The sequence below is a fragment of the Arcticibacterium sp. SM2516 genome, from assembly GCF_057914865.1.
In genome coordinates this window covers 2947102-2966002 of sequence record NZ_CP195290.1, presented here as the reverse complement: position 1 = coordinate 2966002, position 18901 = coordinate 2947102, and the positions used below count along the sequence as shown (strand labels likewise).

At 35.9% G+C, this 18901-nt stretch carries 19 protein-coding genes; 14 read left to right on the top strand and 5 right to left on the bottom strand.

What is annotated here, in order from left to right; all coding sequences use genetic code 11:
* Positions 1-89: 89 nt before the first annotated feature.
* The 6 genes from rpoN (at position 90) to ACSBFT_RS12205 (ending at position 8382) form a co-directional block, all read left to right on the top strand.
* A complete protein-coding gene (gene rpoN, locus ACSBFT_RS12230) occupies positions 90-1544 on the top strand; it encodes an RNA polymerase factor sigma-54 (RefSeq protein ID WP_489600831.1) in 1455 nt (484 codons plus the stop codon).
* A 66-nt stretch (positions 1545-1610) separates the two neighbouring features.
* Complete coding sequence (locus tag ACSBFT_RS12225; RefSeq protein WP_489600830.1) at positions 1611-3098, top strand: sigma-54-dependent transcriptional regulator; 1488 nt, start codon at positions 1611-1613, stop codon at positions 3096-3098.
* On the top strand, positions 3095-4576 hold the full coding sequence (locus tag ACSBFT_RS12220) for a PAS domain-containing sensor histidine kinase (protein ID WP_489600829.1): 1482 nt from the start codon (positions 3095-3097) through the stop codon (positions 4574-4576). Before ACSBFT_RS12225 ends, ACSBFT_RS12220 begins: the two co-directional genes overlap by 4 nt.
* 7 nt (positions 4577-4583) lie before the next feature.
* Positions 4584-5999, top strand: a complete 1416-nt coding sequence (locus ACSBFT_RS12215) for an ATP-binding response regulator (protein WP_489600828.1) — start codon at positions 4584-4586, stop codon at positions 5997-5999.
* A 117-nt stretch (positions 6000-6116) separates the two neighbouring features.
* Positions 6117-7064, top strand: coding sequence for a YihY/virulence factor BrkB family protein (locus ACSBFT_RS12210; RefSeq protein ID WP_489600827.1), 948 nt, complete (start codon positions 6117-6119; stop codon positions 7062-7064).
* Between the two features lie 313 nt (positions 7065-7377).
* Entirely contained in the window at positions 7378-8382 is a 1005-nt protein-coding gene (locus tag ACSBFT_RS12205; protein WP_489600826.1) for a helix-turn-helix domain-containing protein, read from the top strand.
* Between the two features lie 199 nt (positions 8383-8581).
* Here the strand turns inward: ACSBFT_RS12205 and ACSBFT_RS12200 are convergent, their stop codons facing one another.
* Together ACSBFT_RS12200 and ACSBFT_RS12195 are read right to left on the bottom strand one after the other, a co-directional pair.
* Positions 8582-9049, bottom strand: coding sequence for a hypothetical protein (locus ACSBFT_RS12200; RefSeq protein ID WP_489600825.1), 468 nt, complete (start codon positions 9047-9049; stop codon positions 8582-8584).
* A 252-nt stretch (positions 9050-9301) separates the two neighbouring features.
* A complete protein-coding gene (locus ACSBFT_RS12195) occupies positions 9302-9673 on the bottom strand; it encodes a response regulator (RefSeq protein ID WP_489600824.1) in 372 nt (123 codons plus the stop codon).
* 382 nt (positions 9674-10055) lie between these two features.
* On the opposite strand from ACSBFT_RS12195, the gene ACSBFT_RS12190 reads away from it, so the two are divergent.
* Positions 10056-10244, top strand: a complete 189-nt coding sequence (locus ACSBFT_RS12190; protein WP_489600823.1) for a hypothetical protein — start codon at positions 10056-10058, stop codon at positions 10242-10244.
* Between the two features lie 79 nt (positions 10245-10323).
* Positions 10324-11199, top strand: coding sequence for a hypothetical protein (locus tag ACSBFT_RS12185; RefSeq protein WP_489600822.1), 876 nt, complete (start codon positions 10324-10326; stop codon positions 11197-11199).
* A gap of 18 nt (positions 11200-11217) precedes the next feature.
* On the opposite strand, the gene ACSBFT_RS12180 is transcribed toward ACSBFT_RS12185, so the two are convergent.
* From ACSBFT_RS12180 to ACSBFT_RS12170, 3 genes are read right to left on the bottom strand one after another with little or no spacing between them, the layout of a single operon-like run.
* Positions 11218-12093 (bottom strand): mechanosensitive ion channel family protein, encoded by an 876-nt coding sequence (locus tag ACSBFT_RS12180; RefSeq protein ID WP_489600821.1) that lies wholly within the window; start codon positions 12091-12093, stop codon positions 11218-11220.
* A gap of 43 nt (positions 12094-12136) precedes the next feature.
* Complete coding sequence (locus ACSBFT_RS12175; protein ID WP_489600820.1) at positions 12137-13228, bottom strand: AI-2E family transporter; 1092 nt, start codon at positions 13226-13228, stop codon at positions 12137-12139.
* Positions 13229-13264: 36 nt separating this feature from the next.
* Positions 13265-13609: a response regulator gene (locus tag ACSBFT_RS12170; protein WP_489600819.1), complete on the bottom strand. Its 345-nt coding sequence runs from the start codon at positions 13607-13609 to the stop codon at positions 13265-13267.
* 391 nt (positions 13610-14000) lie between these two features.
* Here ACSBFT_RS12170 and ACSBFT_RS12165 point away from each other — a divergent pair, with 391 nt between their 5' ends.
* The 6 genes from ACSBFT_RS12165 to ACSBFT_RS12140 all read left to right on the top strand — a co-directional run bounded on the left by ACSBFT_RS12165 (position 14001) and on the right by ACSBFT_RS12140 (position 18895).
* Positions 14001-14549: an RNA polymerase sigma factor gene (locus ACSBFT_RS12165; RefSeq protein ID WP_489600818.1), complete on the top strand. Its 549-nt coding sequence runs from the start codon at positions 14001-14003 to the stop codon at positions 14547-14549.
* A gap of 478 nt (positions 14550-15027) precedes the next feature.
* A complete protein-coding gene (locus tag ACSBFT_RS12160) occupies positions 15028-15495 on the top strand; it encodes a PA2169 family four-helix-bundle protein (protein ID WP_489600817.1) in 468 nt (155 codons plus the stop codon).
* Positions 15496-15499: 4 nt separating this feature from the next.
* Positions 15500-15901, top strand: a complete 402-nt coding sequence (locus ACSBFT_RS12155; protein WP_489600816.1) for a hypothetical protein — start codon at positions 15500-15502, stop codon at positions 15899-15901.
* A gap of 125 nt (positions 15902-16026) precedes the next feature.
* Complete coding sequence (locus ACSBFT_RS12150) at positions 16027-16365, top strand: response regulator (protein WP_489600815.1); 339 nt, start codon at positions 16027-16029, stop codon at positions 16363-16365.
* A 298-nt stretch (positions 16366-16663) separates the two neighbouring features.
* Entirely contained in the window at positions 16664-17578 is a 915-nt protein-coding gene (locus ACSBFT_RS12145; RefSeq protein WP_489600814.1) for a helix-turn-helix domain-containing protein, read from the top strand.
* 165 nt (positions 17579-17743) lie between these two features.
* Entirely contained in the window at positions 17744-18895 is a 1152-nt protein-coding gene (locus ACSBFT_RS12140) for an efflux RND transporter periplasmic adaptor subunit (RefSeq protein ID WP_489600813.1), read from the top strand.
* Positions 18896-18901 lie beyond the last annotated feature (6 nt).

Below are 18901 nucleotides of genomic sequence, written 5' to 3'. Positions count from 1 at the left end.
ATTATCCGATCTGATATGCTAATGTACACTTTCTGGATTGTAAATTGAATAAGTCTAATAGACAATTAACCAATTTAAAACCAATTCTGATGAAAGGAAACGTTCAGATACAAACTGCCAAGCAGAGCCAAAGAGTCAATACGCAACAGATTCAGTTTTTGAATTTTCTCTTCCTCAATCAACAGGAATTGGATACATACGTCAATCAAGAAATGCTGGAAAATCCATTTTTGGAGTCTCATGAAGATAATGATGCTGGAGAAAATGAATCTGAAAGAAGAGAAATAGAGGACGAGATTTCTGGCGAAATGAGAATGGACGAAATCTATAGTACGGAGGCTTTAGAAAATGATGAACCATTTTATAAAATGAACAACCCAAGTTCTCAGGAAGGTTCAGAATGGAAAGATTTGCAGATGGAACGTCAGACGGAGCAAGAAGATATTACTGACCTCATTGTGGATCAGTTGAAATATAGGAATTTGTCAGAAATCGACTTTGCGATAGCTCACTTTTTGGTTTACTCTGCCAATGAAAAGGGATTTTTGGAAGGTGACATTTCTTCATTAACAGATACCATCGGTTTTGCTACAGGCCAGTTTCACGAAGAAGGAGAGATAGAAAGAGTGAAAAGAGTGGTAAATAGCTGTGAACCTAAGGGTTTTGCATGTTTTGATCTACAAGATTATCTCCATACTGTAGTGAGAGAGAATAAAGAAATAGATGATGAGCTGAGAGACGCTACATTTAAATTATTGGAGAACGGTTTTGAGGAATTGAGTAAATTAAGAGCAGGGACTCTTGAAGATACTCATGGGATAGAAGAGGAGGTTTTAAACGAAGTGCTGGATCTGATTACGACAATAAAGCCCTATCCAACAAAGGGTTTTGGCGATTGGCAGTCTGAAAATTCAAATATTATTCCTGATTACCAGATTAGCCTAGTAGACGATAAGCTTAAAGGAGAGATCATTAGCAGTAGTAACTATCAATTTAACGTAAACGAATCTTATGCGGCCAGTATTAAGAACACCTCTAGAGACGGCACAAATAGCTATATTAGTAGCAAATTGAAGTCGGCGTATTGGCTTATTGATGCCATTCAGCAACGTGAAGAAACAATGACGAAGGTTATTGAAGCGATTGTTTATCTTCAAGGAAATTATCTTACCACGGGAGATAATAAACAGCTTAGACCTATGATTCTTAAAGACGTGGCAGAATATATTAATATGACCATTTCTACGGTAAGTAGAGTCACCAGTAATAAATACGCCAGAACGCCTATTGGTCTTATAAACCTAAAAGATTTATTTACCGAAGCTATTGAATTAGACAATGGCGAAAGGAAAAGTAATAGGGAAGTACAAGATATGGTTGTAAGACTGGTAGAAGAAGAAGATAAGACTAATCCAATGAGTGATTTTGATTTAAGAAACGCTCTGAAGATGGAAGGCATAAGTTTAACCAGAAGAACCATTACCAAGTATAGAATGGCGGCAAATATTCCGTCTTCTAAAGAAAGAAAAGTGGTGATGGCGTAAACCGTTTTCAATTAAATAACGAAGATTGTAATAGCTAAGACCCTAAACTGATATAGAAAAACGAATATGAAGAAAATACTGGTAATAGACGATGATAAGGATGTTCGGCTTTTGTTGGAGAGGTTTCTAAAAAGACAGGATTATGATGTTCAGACAGCCTCTTCAGGAAATGAAGGTTTGGAATTATTGTCGAAAGAGGTGCCAGATCTTATTCTTACAGATTTTAAGCTTGGAGATATAAATGGAGGCGATTTACTTAAAAAAGTCAAAGAAAAACACGCCAACCTTCCCGTAATTATCATTACGGGTTATTCTGATATAAAGGTGGCCATCAATGTGATGAAGAACGGTGCCTTTGACTATGTCACCAAACCATTGTTTCCCGAAGAGATCCTAAATACGATAAAGAAGGCTCTTGGTTCTGTCGGTATCGAAACGGATGGTCAGACGAATGAACAAACCAAGGTAGCGTCAACTGGGGATATAGCTGCTAAGCCTGCGGCAAAAAAGAAAAGCAAAAAAACGGGTAATCTTTTTGGAATAAGCCAAGCCAGTAAGAACCTATTGAATCAAATTAACTTGGTGGCACCTACAGATTTCTCTGTAATAATTTATGGTGAAAGTGGTGCGGGTAAAGAGGCTGTGGCTCGGGAAATTCATACCCGAAGCACCAGGGCAGGGCAGGCATTTGTGGCCATGGACTGTGGAGCAATAAGTACAGAATTGGCAGGGAGTGAGCTTTTTGGTCATGAAAAAGGATCTTTTACTGGAGCAATAAACCAAAAGATAGGACATTTTGAATTGGCTAATGGTGGCACGTTATTCTTAGACGAGGTGGCTAATCTATCTTACGATGTGCAGGTTTCCTTATTAAGAGTGGTACAAGAAAGGAAACTGAAAAGAATAGGAGGGAATAAGGAAATTGATATTGATGTAAGAATTATTGTTGCCAGTAATGAGCGATTATTGGCAGCAGCGAAAAAAGGAAAGTTTAGAGAGGATCTATACTATAGATTTAACGAATTTGAGATTAGTGTTCCGGCCTTAAGACATCGAGATAAGGACATCATGATGTTTGCCGAATACATGTTAGACGGGGTAAATGAAGAACTCAATAAAAACATTGTTGGGTTTAGCTCTGAAGTGGTTGAGGTATTTAAAACATACCCTTGGCATGGAAATATCCGTGAATTAAAAAATGTGGTGAGAAGGGCGGCATTGCTCTGTCAGATAGACGAAATAAAGGTGGCTAATCTGCCTTATGAGTTGGTTAATCATAATCATATCCACTTCGCGGAATCTGAAAATGAGCAAGAAGAATCCTCGTCTAGTTTTATTAATAGCAGCAGCACAGCGGAGATTATGGCGGATTTAATAAAGCCTACACATCATTCCAGGATACCTCAAGACTTAAAAGAAGCAGCCAAGGAAGCTGAAGCTGAATTAATTATCAGAACACTTAAAGAGGTTAATTTTAACAAAAGTAAAGCCGCCAGGGTGTTGAAAATCGACAGGAAAACGCTTTATAATAAAATCAAATACTACAATCTGTGAGCAGCGTTATCTACATGCACCTTAAAGATGGTACGTCTTTAATACCAAATCAAGAAGTTTATGAACTGCTTAGGGAGCATATTTTGGTGCTCTCCGAAGAAAAGGTGCTGTATGTAAATAAGGCCTTAAGAAGCTTTTTAGGTACTATAACTACGAAAGACCAAGAGGAGCTGGTAGAGAAATTGTTCAATTTCAGAGATGGAGAAATAGGTGAATTTAAAGTCTTGGACGGCTTGCCTTTTGAAGAATTGAAATCAGATGCTTTAACGCTTACAGATGGTTCAAAAGCCCAACTTTTTATTTTTAACAGCTCTAAGCAAATAACCATTGACGCGGAGCATTTTCATTATAAACTTTTACTTACTGCAGAAGAAGAATTAGGTTTTGGTTGCTGGAATATCAATGTTAAAGAAGATATTATCTTTTGGTCAAATGGAATGGCTAGGATATTTGGCTATAGGAATGCGGGCGAAGTAAGAGGGGAAAGTAATTGGGAAGGGTTTTTAGAGCATTTACCTAAAGATTATAGACTTTTAATTAATAAGAAGATTAAGGATAAGCTAGCCAATGGCCTTAACGAAAGTAATAATAAGACAGAGTTAAGAATTCTAAATATAGATGGTACTACAAAATTTGCAGCTTTTAAAACCCATTATATTGAAAGGGACAAAGGTGGCGAGGTGTTGAGTATATACGGTACCATAAGAGATGTTACCGATACTAGGAATAATGAAAAAATTATAAGGCAGCAACTTGCCGACCTGAATAAGTCAAATGATGCTTTAACGGAATTTGCCTATACGGCTTCACACGATTTGCAAGAGCCTTTACGTAAAATAGAAGCTTATGGCAGCAGACTAAAAAGTAGTTTGGGAGAAGAAATGCCAGAAAACTCTGAAAGATATTTAGATAAACTAATGTCATCCACGGTAAGGATGAGTAACCTTATTGAGGATATTCTTACGCTTTCCAGACTCAGTTCTGTTAATATTGGAAGCGAACCCGTGGATCTTAATGGGGTAATGGAGGGTGTAGTGGCAGATTATGAAGAGTCTATAAAAAAAACGGATGCGATTATACATTATGATTTGCCTACTATCCCAGGGATAAAAACACAGTTTCATCAGCTTTTTCAAAACATGCTCGGAAATGCCATAAAGTTCAAACATCCCGATAGAGTGCCGGAAGTAGGAATGAGCTTTATGAGGGTTAAAAAGAAAGAAAAACTAGCCTATAATCTGGATATAGAGAAGAAGTATTATGTGATAAAAATTCAAGATAATGGGATTGGGTTTGATCAGCAATTTGAAGACAGTATTTATAAACCTTTTAAAAGATTGGTGGGTCGCACTGAGTTTCCTGGGACGGGGATTGGCCTTGCCATTTGTAAGAAAGTAGTGGATAATCATGATGGTTTTATAAGATCAGAATCAGAAGAAAACCGAGGCACCACTTTCTATCTTTACTTCCCTTTTTAATAATGCCATGAAAGAAATAAAGCTGCTATTAATAGAAGACGATGAAGATGATTTTGAGCTTTTTGAGGAAAGTCTTCAAGAAATATCTACTTACAAATTCAATATCACGTGGGCCTCTACCTACAAAAAGGGCATTGAATTGATAAAGAAAGGTTCTTTTGATTTATTCGTAGTGGATTATCTATTAGGTGCTTATTCTGGTCTAGATCTGTGCCAAGAAATTAAAAAGGATGGTAATCATTTACCAGTTATATTATTAACAGGTAAAGGAGACACCGAGATAGACAGAAGAGCGTCGGATTTAGGAGTGAATGATTTCTTAGTAAAGAGCACAATGACCGCTACGGAGTTGGAGCGTAGTATTAGATATTCCTTAAAACAATTTGAGATTCTGTCGGCTTTAAGAGTGAGTGAGTCTAAATATAAAGCAGTGCTGAGGCAGTCTGAAGATATTCTTTATATCGCTGAGAAATCTGGTAAGATTCTGGGCATTAGCGACTCCCTTTTAGATATAACGGGTTATAAGTCGGAGGAGCTTGGCGAGTGTGGGATATTTAAATTAATAGAGGACCAAGAAGTTCAAAAGGATTTCCTAGATAAGATAGCCTCTAAACAAAGCATTCTAAGGCAGAACATAAATATTTTATGCAAGAATGGAGAAATCAAGTCTACCATTTTTACATGTAACTTTCAGGAGGGCTTTACAGAACAAGATTTCGTCCATGGCGTAATTATAGATAAAACAGCAGAGCTTAAAGCTCAAAAAACAGCTTTAGTTTACGAAAAGCTAGAATCAACGGCGAGGTTTATGCGTACACTGGCTCATGAAGTCAGGAATCCCCTTTCTAATATTTCTTTAGCCATAGAGGGTATGGAAGCAGAAGAAGAGGAGGAGGTTTCACCATATTTGTCCATTATCAAGCGAAACTCTGGTAGAATAGACAGTATTATTACCAAAGTGCTTAACAGTGCTCAGATTGAAGAAAAAGAATTTGAGCTTTTGAACATTGTTGAGGTGATAGGAAATGTCATCGAAACCATTCAGGATAAAGCTAAACTAAAAGGGATAGAGCTCATGCTTAATTTGCCTAAAGAGACTCTACTTATTCAGTTGAATGAAGAACAGTTTTCATTGGCCGTTTCTAATTTACTGGTCAATGCTGTGGAGGCTATAGATAATAATAAGGATGGTTGGATTAAAATTAATTTGGAGGGTAACCTTCTGATTATTTCTGATAATGGCCCTGGGATTTCTAAAGAAGATCAAAGTTTAATTTTTGAGCCCTATTTTACCAAAAAAAATAATGGAATTGGTTTGGGCTTAGCCAGCAGTTTGAGCATTCTAAAGGCTCACCAAATAGATTTAGAGCTTATTTCTGATATTGGTTCTGGTGCCACTTTTGTACTGAGGTTGCCTGTTTAGGATACTAACAGTTTCTAGACTGCTTCGCTGTATGAGGTTTAAATTCTACAGGTCTACGTAGAAGAACTTCATAGTTTTAAAAATTGAGTTGGAACAATTATCTATTCATTTAAGGGTATGGCAGTAACCAAGAAAATAACAAACATCTTAATCGCTTTCAAGAATAGCGTATTAAACTTCGGTGAATATAAAATTCCAAAAAAAAGTGCCTCTTTGGCGTATTATACCACTTTTGCCCTAGCACCTATTTTTTACTTTATACTCTCAGCAGGTAGTTTAATTTGGTCAGATGAGATTTTGAAGGGTCAAGTATTTACTAAACTACAGGATTTTGTAGGTTTAGAAATAGCAGACACGCTTCAGGGAATTTTAAGCCGTACAACGCTCGAAGGTCAATCTGGTTTAGCCACTGGTATAAGTTTAATAACACTTCTAGTTGCGGCCACGGGGGTCTTTGTAGAGATGCAAGACTCTATTAATGAGATCTGGAATGTGGAGGTGAAAGCTTCTTCCGGTGTAATGTCTTTCTTTAAAGACAGGTTAATGAGCTTCTCCATTATTGTGGCTTTGGGTTTTTTGCTTCTAGTTTTTATGGTCATAAACTCAGCTATTGATGTTCTACACGATAATATAGAGCAAAATGTTAATGCTATTTCTATGGTAATCACTCAGATAGTCAATTATGTTGTCCTTATTGTGCTCATTGGTTTTTTATTCTTTTTGATTTTTAAGATACTACCAGATGTTAAATTTGGTATGCAAGTATCTATCACTGGAGCATTATTAACCACCATCTTATTTTTAGTAGGACGTTATTTTATAGGCCTTTATTTGTCAAACTCAGAGCTTAACTCTGTTTTTGGAGCCGGAGGCACCGTGGTTATTTTATTGACTTGGGTTTACTATACTTCCATGATCCTATATTTTGGGGCGGCTTATACCAAAAACCTCGCTTTACTTTCGAATGAGACCATAAAATCCGAAGGATTTGCCCAATTCGTTGAAAAAAAAACGAAACCCATAAGTGACCAGAAAATGGTCAAAAATAATGCTAAACCACAATGAGGCTTTAGAGATGGATTTCTAGATGAAATGTAGGTCATAATGCCACTTCGTAGCTCATTTTAACCCGGATTATGCGTTTAGGAAGTCGTTTTGAGTTTTAAAGTGCAATAAATCAGATTATTAAATAAAATTAGCATAGCGTTTACCCTGAGCTAATGTCGAATGGCTATGGTGATTGAGTTTAAATGGGTGTTGGCTGTGCTGAGCTTGACGGAATATACTGATTTGAAGCAATTTAGCTACGGTCCCGATAAAATCGGGAGATTGCCTAATACATAAAGCGTGTTTAAGAATGAGTATAAAAAACAAAGCTATGATAACCTTTAGATTTAAAAATTACCCAGAGCTTGTGCCAGAGAATGGAGAAGCATTTTCTACAGAAATATCAAGTGATTGTGACATTCATAGCTTGGATATAAAAGGGAGCCAATTAGATGGCAATTTTACGTGTTATAAAACAGCCGATAATATGGGTCTTACGGTAATGGAACTTCAAATCCATTCGCCAACAGAGATTGATTTCAGCAGTACGGATGATATAAAAAACGGACTGTTTTTGTTTTATGCTGCTAAAGGAAACTTTGGTTTGAAATGCCAGAATACTGGAAAGAAGAATGAAATTTCATCGGATAATCTTTATATAAGTATTCCAAATGAAGAGGTGAAATACAGTTTGTTTTTTGCTGAAAATCAAAAAGTGAATCTTGTTTTTATACAAACCGACTTTATGGCTCTGGTGGAAGATAATTTTTGCCAAAAGGAAAGTTTGCCTGAAAAGATAAATAACGCTCGTCTTGGGCTTTATGCTGACATGATTCAGAAAAAGTCATTGAATGCTCAAATGCTACTATTGATAAATAAATGTATTACAAATCAGCAATATGGTCTAGAGAGAAAGATGAATATAGAGGCCCATTGCAAGGAATTGACTGCTTTGGCTTTGGGTACCATAGGTCGGTATAAAAGTTCTTATTCTAAATCTCCATCAACCATAAGCAGTGCGGAAAGAGAAGCTATTCATAAGATAGCGGGCATTTTGGATGAGCATTTTGCTAATCCACCGCTACAAAGTGAATTGGCCAGAATGGTCGGTTTGAATATTAATAAACTGACTATCGGTTTTAAACTTATATATGGGCTTACTATTAACAAATATTTGCTCAACCTGAGAATGCTTAAAGCCAAAAGTATGCTTATGACGGTACAAGACATAAGAGTCTATGACGTGGCGGAGGCTGTAGGCTTTAGTAACCCAAGTTATTTTATTAAGAAGTTTAAAGAGGCTTTTGGGGATACCCCAGGATTGTATATGATGTGATTTTATTTACACAAAAAAGTTATGGGTGGTGATGATTGTGCTACGAGATGTACCGCGTTTCGTTAGACTTTTGTAACGCTATCGGAGAGAAGGGGTAGTGTCTTTCTTACTTTAGCGTTATGGAGTCCTATTTAGGTAGGACTCCCATAATACATTGTCCATATTTATATTATAATGAAGAGGGCTTACCTGCTACTTTTTATGCCCCTAGCATTATATTTCTCATGTAAATTTCATTTTGAACACTGGCCTTTATACATTCAAGACAAGACTTCATGTCAAGCTTTATTTTTTGAAGATGGGTAAACTCATTTCTTACGAGCAACTCTTCAAAATTCTTCATAAACCAAGTGTCACCCAACTGTAAAGAAAGACAGACCGTGGTTACCATAGAGGTACTTTTGGCCATAGCGTAGTAGAATCCACACTTTAAAGGAGGCCGTTCTTCCTTAATTAGTTGTTCTATATGTTTGGAAATATCATCAAGTTGTTCGGAAAGCTTATTGATTGAATTTTCCGAATCTTGAATACAACCACTGAAAATGAGCTTATCTTCTTCGGATAAGCTTTGCAGTGTAGAAGCATGCTCATAAGCCTCTTTGCGGAGCTTCATGGTGTAATAGAAATCTGTCAAATTACTAAAAACGATGCTGATGGGATTGTTCATAATTGGGCTGTTTTATATGTGCTAGATACTAAAACTTTGTTCCATTGCTTTCGTAAATTCTTTTCCCCAATAGCCACAGTTTTGGCCCCATTGAGTCATATAAATATAGTTAATTTAGAGCTTATTTAGGCTATAAAAGGGCAACTCTATTCGGTAAAGTATTAAAAGTGTGTATTTTAGATGAATCCATGGTGACGTAGCTTTATTTCTGAATTATAGAAACAAGAGCGTAATAGCACAGTAGCGTCTAGGCTACTTTAATATGCTGCGGATGGAATCTACTAATACCTTAAAATTAACTGGCTTAATAAGGTAATTGTGAGCTCCTAGGGCCATAGTCTCTTTAATGTCCTTTTCGTTTGAGCTAGTAGAATATATAATAACTTTGCTCATACAGGTGACACTGTATTCTACAAACATCTTTAGACATTCCAGACCATTAATCTTAGGCATATTAAGATCTAAGAAAATATAGTCGGGCTTATCCGTTGAGGTTTTAAGGTGATTTAAAACAGTCGCAGCATCGCTGAAACATTGAAGTCTGGCTTTAACTTCAGTCTCATATAAAGCCATGTCAAAAATTTCTTGGTCTTCTTGATCGTCGTCCACCAGATATATCAGCATTACACCAAAGGTTTAATAAAAATGAAATGATAAGATATAAAACTGCAATCGTTAGGAGTAGTGTAATACAAATGTAAATAAAAACATCTTAGTTTACCATTCTACAGTTTTTTGCACAATATCAATTTCCATATTCAGCTTTGAACGTTGATTAGTACTTTATTATTGAAGTAGAAACTTCCATTTTTAGCGAAAAGCATAAAAGATAGCCTTCTAACACAAGGATGAAGGGAGGGTTTTATTCAAAAAATGTGGAATTTCGTGTTCTACAGTCTGTCATTGCTGGTATTGGTTACTTATTTCTACACTTTTCTACAAAAAGGCATCGAAATTTCATTGGAATTTAATTTTAGTACTTCCTGATATAAAAATTGAAAATATCATGGAAGCTTTAATCGCAATTTTATGTATCGGTGTTTTAGTTTTAACGGCTATCTTTTTGATAAAGAGCTCGTTTTCAAAAAATGATTATAATGGAAACTCTCGCCGAAATGGTAGTATGAGTTCTAATGAAGATATTAAAAGTAAGTTTCGCCAACTTAATAGGATGGCAACTCAAATAAGAATTTAAAGTGGTTTAGGGTAATAGTAAAAAATGGGGGAGTTTTCTCCCATTTTTTTTTAATGAGGATTTTAAAACATATCATCAAATGAAAAAAGGTTACATCATTTTAGTTTTATTTCTTCTGCTCTTGGGTGGCATATGGAGCCTATATCATTTTAGTAGCATATTTTATCCCAAAATTTCCCTTTCCATTCTTCAAATAAATAGGATCGGAGGCGATGAAGCCTCATTAAAAATTCAAGTTGACCTTAAAAATAGATCCCCGCTTTCTTTAAGCTTTAAAGATTTTAACTTTAGCGTTAAAGCAGAAGATAAGGTGCTCATGGAAACCGCCAGCGAAGTGCCCGTGTCGCTAAAGGCTTTTAGACAAAGCTCCTTTACGGTGCCCATAAAAGTTAAACTAGCAGAAATTAAAGCCCTTAATCTTAAAAAAACTTTGGCTAAGGAAGATAGCTGTCTCTATAAATATAGGCTAGAAATAATTAACGAGCGTAATTTCTTTTTACCTGATACGGTATTGATAGAGGGAGAGGAGTTATTGCCACTTTACCAGCTTCCTGAGGTGATGTTGACCAAACTAGAACCCCTAGAACTTTTACCAAAAGAAGGTCCAAAATTTAACCTCAGTTTAGCTATCGTTAATAAAAATGTAGCTCCTTTAATTATTAGAAATCCTGGATATGCAGTGACATTCGAAGGAGAAGATGTGCTTCTAGAGGGTCGTTATCCTGAAGATTTAGTTATTGAAGGAAAAACGACCAAGACTTTGGTGTTGCCCGTTCAAATGGACAGGCAAACCATTTTAAAACACGCTCCTAAGCTACTTTTTGATAAGGAGGATTTAGATGTCAAACTGATATTTAATGGAAATGTTCAGACCAATAGTAAGATAATTTCTGGATGCAAACTGGTGGTAGAAGTTAAAGGGAACTTTAAAGAGTTAACCACAAAGAAAAACTGATTTGCTTTAATCGTTTTTTTAACTAGCAGTTTTTTTTTCTAAAGAAATGCCTGCGGTGTAGTTTTTAATTTCAATCACATCTCCAGGTAAATTTACTCCACTTGAGGTTAGTGCTTCATACACCTTTATAATCGCTTGAGATTTTACTTCTAATCCCGAATATGCAGTATCAAAAGTGTCAAGCCAGTACTGCACAGAAATGTTGATGGTACTGGCACCAAGGTCTATGATCATATTTATCGGTGGTTTTCCTTCTTGAATAACGCCAGGTATGGTTTCCATGGTGTTCTGAATAATGTTTCTTGCATTTTGAATATTGGTACCATAATCTATGCCTATGTTAAATTCATCTCTTAAGAAGCCATCGATGGTAAAATTATAGAAGGGATTTTTCAATATTTGTCCGTTTGGTATAAATACATCTTTGCCATCGAACGTCTTTATTTGTGTATCTCTAATATTCATTTCTTGGATAGTCCCTTGAACTCCAGTAACTTCTATGATGTCGCCTACTCTAAAGGGTCTTTTAAATGCCATTACTATTCCGGCTAAAAAATTTTCGCCAATATCCTTAAATGCAAAACCTATGACAAAAGTAGAAATGCCTGCTGCGGCCAAAATGCTTCCGGCCAAACCCTCTAAGCCTATGGCGTAAAGGAAAAATAGTATTAAAAGAATAATGTTAATAGATTTTAAGACTTCGTCAAAAAATGAGGCAATAAGCAGATCATTTGCTCTTTTTAGAAAAATTTTGGCTATTCGCTGCCTTACAAAACGTAAGAAAAATGCAACAATGGTGGTCAAAAGGAGAGCAATTCCTAATTTAGGAATGACTTGTATCATGATTTCGTAGTAAGAAAATACCTGTGTCTTTAATTGATTGATTTCTTCCATTTTTCATACTAAGGATTTCAGAGGAGATATAAAAATTTTAAGTCTAAGTCAGGGATTCTTTGGTATCTGAGATAGTAACGTTTTGTTTTCTTTTTATACTAGGAAATGATTCCATAAGATAACAAATGGGTTTCATATTTGGTAGTTGTTTGCATACTTCTTTAAAGATAGCCGCAATAGGAATAGCAACAATCAATCCTGCTAATCCCCAGATTTTGCTGGATATCAGAAGGAAGACTAAAACTATAAAAGGATTGATTTTAATTTGATTGCCTACCACATTCGGGGTTATGAAGTTACCCTCTAGAAATTGAACGAAGCTCATCCAAGATATGACTCCAATGGCGTACCAAGCACTGTCTTTAGTCACCAATGCCATTAAGGCAGGAAGTAGCGAGCCAATAAACACACCAACGTAAGGAACTATGTTTAAGAAGGCCGCCAAAACCCCGTAAAAAATAGCGTCCTCTACCCCTAACATTAATAAACCTACAGAATTTAAAACAGCCAAAATGCCCACCACTTTTATAAAACCCGTAAAGTAAGCCTGAAGTACTTCTTTAGAATTTTTGATAACCCTTCTAAACGCTGTACTCCTAAGTGGGGCAATGATTTTGGAAATGGCAGTCAGGAAAAAATCAGAATAACAGAGGAAGAAAAACATATAAATAGGTACCAAGGAAATGCTAATCAAGAGATCCACAGATGCATTTAATGAATTGGAACTGTTGTTGAAAAAAGATTTAATATACTCCTCAGTAGTTACTTCTTTTCTATACACACTTACCAGTCGCTCACCCAGTTTGCTTTGGCTTAGCTCGGAAATCAGAAGCCTATTATAGTGACTCATTTTTTCCATTATTTGTTCTTGATTGTCCGAGATATTACCTAGTTGGCTCATAAATGAATAGGTCAATAAGCTAAAAACACCTACCACGACTAAAATGCCTATAAAGCTTGAGAGTCCCTTGTTTACACCTTTGCGATAAAAAAAAGCAACAATGGGTAACACAGCCACCGATAAAAGTATAGCTATAACTATGGGTACCAACACTGATTTTAAATAAATCAGTAATATCACCACCAAAGTACAGATAATGAGTACTGATGGTAAATCTCTCAGTTTGACTTTCATTTCTTATGGCGATTAGTTTTCATTTTGGGTTACTATTTAATTCAAATTCAAAATTTGATTGATTAGACTTAGTTTGAACGGTTTTTGAACAAAGTGGTCGGCTCCTCTTTTAATGGCCATTTGCTGTATAGAGGTCATGGCTGAAATCATGATAAGCTTCATGTCAGGAAAAGCGGATTTAAGATTTTGTATTTTATTCACCCCTTGACCGTCTGGTAGATTATTGTCTAACAGCAAAGCATCGGGTGTGTGGCTCTTAATAGCGTTTATTCCATCTTTTAAATTACAAGAATACTCCACCGAAAAATTGTTTTTCTGCAGGTAAGCTTGTAGTAATAAGCATATATCTAATTCATCATCAATGATCAATATATTTTTCATTTTCAGTTCTTTTTTTTTATTGATGCTTCTACTTTTTCGCTAAGTGAGCATCTGGTTGCATGGAGCCTATAAAAAGGGGTAATCCCTGAAAGTCCATGTATGCATCTATAGTAAGGTTGTTTAAAGAATCATTCCAAATTAAACATTAACGTAAGTGTCTGTCTATAAGGCACTAATGCTAATTGGGTAATGCTGTGGTGGGTATTGCTTGAAATCAGAGGGTGTAGAAATTGTAGAATTATATCCACTATCGTTCGGTTTTTATGGACTAAATTCGGTGGAATCGCATTTTAACTCTTAAGATCATTGAAGCAAACGACATGTCTTAAAAAACTTAAATAAAGGTCTTGTGCTCAAGTTGTCCAAGGTGAAACATTAAAAAAATGCGAAGATGAATTATTCAGAATCAGAAAAAGAACTTGTGAGCGGTCTTAGAGCCAATAGTCCTAAAGCCTACTCTTATTTATACACGAATTACTCGAATTCCTTAGAAATTATTCTAAGTAAGATCGTTAAGGATTCGGAACATGTTTCTGATTTACTTCAAGACGTGTTTCTGAAAATTTTCTCAAAGATTGAAAACTATAAGGCAGTCAAAGGCTCTTTATATACATGGATGGCTCAGATAGCTAGAAATACTGCAATAGATTTCTACAGGAAGCATTCTAAAACGGCATTTTTCACCTTAGAAACGGAGCGTCACACCAGAGAGTCCAACATGTGGGTTTATCAGAATCACGATTCTACAGACATTAATGCTCATATAGACGGGCTGCACCCGGAAAGGAAGTTGATGATAGAAAAGGTTTATCTAGAAGGCTTTACTTACAAAGAGGTCGCTAAAGAAATGGAAATTCCTATTGGTACGGCCAAATCTAGGGCTAGAAGGGGGCTTAAGTCTCTAAAAAATATTTATGAATTTCAGGCTAAGGTGGCATAAGTAAGGGTATAAAAAATGCTAAAAAATTCGGCTACATAGATAAGTGAGTTATTTCACTAAAAATCCTCAATAGACAATGTCTTTGGGGATTTTTATTTGTCAGATTTAACCCGGTTAATGCATTGGAGAATCGTAATGAGTTTTAAAGAGCAATAAATCAGACATTTAAACGAGATTAGCATAGCGGTTTACCCTGAGCTTTTTGTCGAAGGGTTCTGGTGATTGAGTTTAAATGGGTGTAGCCTGTGCTGAGCTTGACGAAGTAAACTGATTTGAAGTAATTTAGCTACGGTCCCGATAAAATCGGGAGATTTTCTAATGGATAAAGCGGGTTAATACATCACTGAGGAATGTTAGGGTGAGCATTTGTGGATTTTATACCACGTTTTTTGAGCTGATGTTGTGATGTTCTACACATTAGAGCTTTAATACCTATGGAATAGCGTTTTAACATTAATCATCAAACATCACAATGATTATGGAAAAACAAGATAAAATAAAAGCAATTCAGACCTTGATTGATTTACATATTGACAGAGAGTCTGGTTATGAAAAAGTGTCGAAAGAGGCAACTGTTGAGGATTTCGACTTAAAAATTATGTTTCAAAACATGGCAACCAGCAGTAGGAGAGCCACTGTATTTCTGAATGCGTTTTTAGCAGAATTCGGAGAAGACAAGGTAAAGCATGAAAACTCTTTTCTTTCTAAGATTCATCAAACTTGGATTGAAGTGAAGAAGGCTATTTCATTAAAAGACAGAAAGGCATTGTTGGCAAGTTGTGAGTTTGGAGAAAATGTTATCATTGGAGCTTATGAGACGATATTGGATGATGAACAACTGGTAGATGTGGAGATGAGAATGCTCTTAAATTCACAGTTAGGTGAGATTAGAAAGTCACTGCAGGTTATTCAGCAATCTTTAAAACTAGAAGAAGTAGAAGAATAAAAATATGAAAGGTATAGGCATCGTATTGGTATCGATATTATTTCTGTTCTCCATCAAAGGGATGGACTCCAAGGAATCAATCGAGGAGGAAGGAGCTAAGAGCTTAGACTCTCTTTCCAATTCGATTGATTCTGCCTTTGTGTCTATGGAGGCAGAACGAATAGGACTCAAAATAAAATTGGAGCAGTCATTAAAGGAGACAGATAAGAATTTAAAAGCGGTAGAGGCTTTACTTGTGGTGTACAATGAAAACGTGGATAGCACCACCATCCTAAAAGAAAGGCAAGTGCAGCTGCTAAAGAAGAAGGAAAAGTTTTACAACGCCCTTCAGCAGCTTTCTGAAAAGGAGATTAGCGAATGGCAAAAACGTAAAACAGAGCTGGAAGAGTCTATTGAAAACGACTAGTATGTATTTTTTACACGCAATTACAAACCGTTCTTCATTTGGTTTTGAGTTTGGAGCGTATTTTGTCTGTTTTGGTGTTATAAGAAATGCGGGGAATGGGCGATTTGGTAGAACACTATTTTAATATGAAGAAACGAGTACTGATTATTGATGATGAGATAGACATATGCATAATGCTTCAGGCTTACCTGAAACGTCAATCTTTTGATGCACACTACGAGCAAAACCTTAAAGATGGTTTAGAGACGCTCACCTCTTTTGATCCCGAAGTGCTTATTTTAGACAATAATCTTCCAGATGGTTTAGGGATAGAGCACATTCCAGAAATTAAGGCAAAGTTTCCAAAAATGAAACTTTTGATTATATCTGCATACAGTTCCTTAAAAAACAAGGCCTTAGCTCATGGTGCAGATGCATTTATATCTAAGCCATTTAATTATGCATCTATTATGGCTTTCATGTAGATTCATAACGTATTTCTTCTTTTCAGATCACACCTTTAGATATCATTATCTTGAGGTGTTTTTAGTTTGAGGGCTAATGACAAACCTAAATTTTCCTGCCGATAGCTCTTGGTTTTTGCTTTTCTAGAAAGCATTTTTTCACTTATAGGTTTATTTGTTGGCTTTTGCTAGGAACGTGCTTTGATGAGGTATGTTTTTTCTTTAAAAAGTGATGTTAGTGATGAAATAGTACAACTTTGAACCTCATTATGATTTTTGCTGTTGAAAGTAAATATGTTTGAATACAATAATTTTTTTCATGGCAGATAAATTTACATTAAAAGACTTTTACGCCAAACACTTGCCAGAAGGTACTTGTTATGAGAATTCTCAGTGGTCTCATATGAGTCACTTCAATGTCTTCAAAAGGGGTGTTTTTCAGTGTGTTAGAAATACACAGCTGCATAGGACAGACTTTTATAAAGTCTCTTTAATAATAGGTGACGGGAAATATTATTACGATGACAAGGTAGCGGAGGTTAAGGGGCAAGCCTTGATATTCTCCAACCCTAATGTGCCTGCTACATGGGTGCCCAGCTCAATTAAGCAAGAAGGTTATTTTTGTTTATTCAACGATAAGTTTATTGCTCCATCTTTAAATAATGAGGTTTTTAGAAACTCAGCCTTATTGGATGCTACAGTTAAACCAGTATATGATCTTTCAAGATTAGAGGCCAATTTTTTTATGCACTTCTTTATCAGAATGAATGACCAGTTAGATACTGATTATGAGCATAAGTATGAGGTTATTTTACACTACTTAAATATTCTCATTCATGAATCCACTAGAACAAGGCTGGAAAGAGCAAAGGCAGCTAAAGGTCATAATGCTTCACTTTTTATAACGACTAAGTTTATGGAAATCTTGGAGCGTCAGTTTCCGATTGATTCTTCAGAACAGTCTATAAACATTAAAAAGCCTAGCGATTTTGCGGAGCAACTCTCTATTCATGTCAATCATTTGAACCGAGCAGTTAACGAAACCACTGGGAAAAGTACCACGGAAATAATCTCATCAAGAGTAGCTGGCGAAGCAAAAGCACTTCTAAAACATACCAATAATTCAGTTTCGGAAATTGCTTATGCCTTGGGCTTCGAGCATCCTTCCAATTTTAATATGTTTTTTAAAAAACATGTGGAGCTGACGCCTAAGGCTTTTAGAAATTTAAACTAATGTTTGAAATGTTTGATTTTAATAAGAAATAGAATGAATTGAATACTTTTTAAATCTTAATAAACTGCAATTTTGCAACATCAAATAAGCAAACTGTTTCTTATAACCATTTTAATACAATTCGGCTCGGATTTATTCTAAGCTTAGAAACTATCTCAATCTATCATGTTTTTAAAATTAAAAGCTATTTTACTTATTACTTGTATCGGTTTCTTAACATCCTGCAAGACAGAAACTTCACAAGAGGCTGGCTCAAAGCCGCCCGTTAAAAGTTATCCAGTATTGGCACTTCAAAAAATGTCCACTACGGTAAGTTTGGAGTTCCCAGCTACACTAGAAGGAATAGAGAATGTTAACATACATTCCAAAATTGACGGTTTTGTAGAAAAGATATTTGTTGACGAAGGGGCCTTTGTAAAAAAGGGACAATTGCTGTTTACCATTACTGCTCCACAATACGAGCAACTGGTAAGAACCTCTAAAGCGGCTATAAAATCAGCCGAGGCTGGTGTAGAATCCGCTAAATTGAAAATTGAGAAAGTTAAGTCTTTAGTAGATAAGAAAATTGTGAGTTCTTACGAACTTCAAGAAGCTGAGCTAAATCTTAAAAGCAGTGAAGCTCTTCTGGCTCAGAAGGAGGCTGAACTTATCAATGCACAAGTAAATTTAGCCTATACACGTATTACTAGTCCAGTGAGTGGTGTTATTGGCGGTTTGTCTTTTAAAGCTGGTAGTTTAGTCAGTGGAAGTACACCTCAACCACTTACTACGGTTTCTAACATTTCTAGTATTGTAGCCTATTTCTCAGTAACAGAAAAAGCTCTTCTGGGATTCTTAAGAGAGCGAGAGGGCTCGTCTGTAAAAGAACAATTAAAAAGCTTGCCAGATGTAAAACTTATGCTATCTGACGGTCATGAATACCCAGCTAAAGGTAGAATAGAATCTATTTTTGGTTTGATTGACGCTCAAACAGGTACAGTAAGAATAAGAGCGAAGTTTCCTAATAAAGAGTCTCTATTAAGAAGTGGTGGCAGTGCCAATCTGGTTCTTCCACAAACGCTGGAAAACGTGTTCTTGATACCACAAAAAGCGGTTACCGACTTACAAGGTAAAAAGTTTATCTATGTGGAAAATGAAGGCATCTTGAGAAGCGTATTTATTGAAGTACAAGAGGCATCTTCAGGACAGTTTTACATTGTAGAAAATGGTCTTTCAGAAGGAGATAAGGTTGTTCTAGATGGTGTCCAGTTCTTAAAGGACGACATGGAAATTAAGCCAGAGCTAGCAAACGCCTCAGAAATATACAAAGATTTATAATCAGCC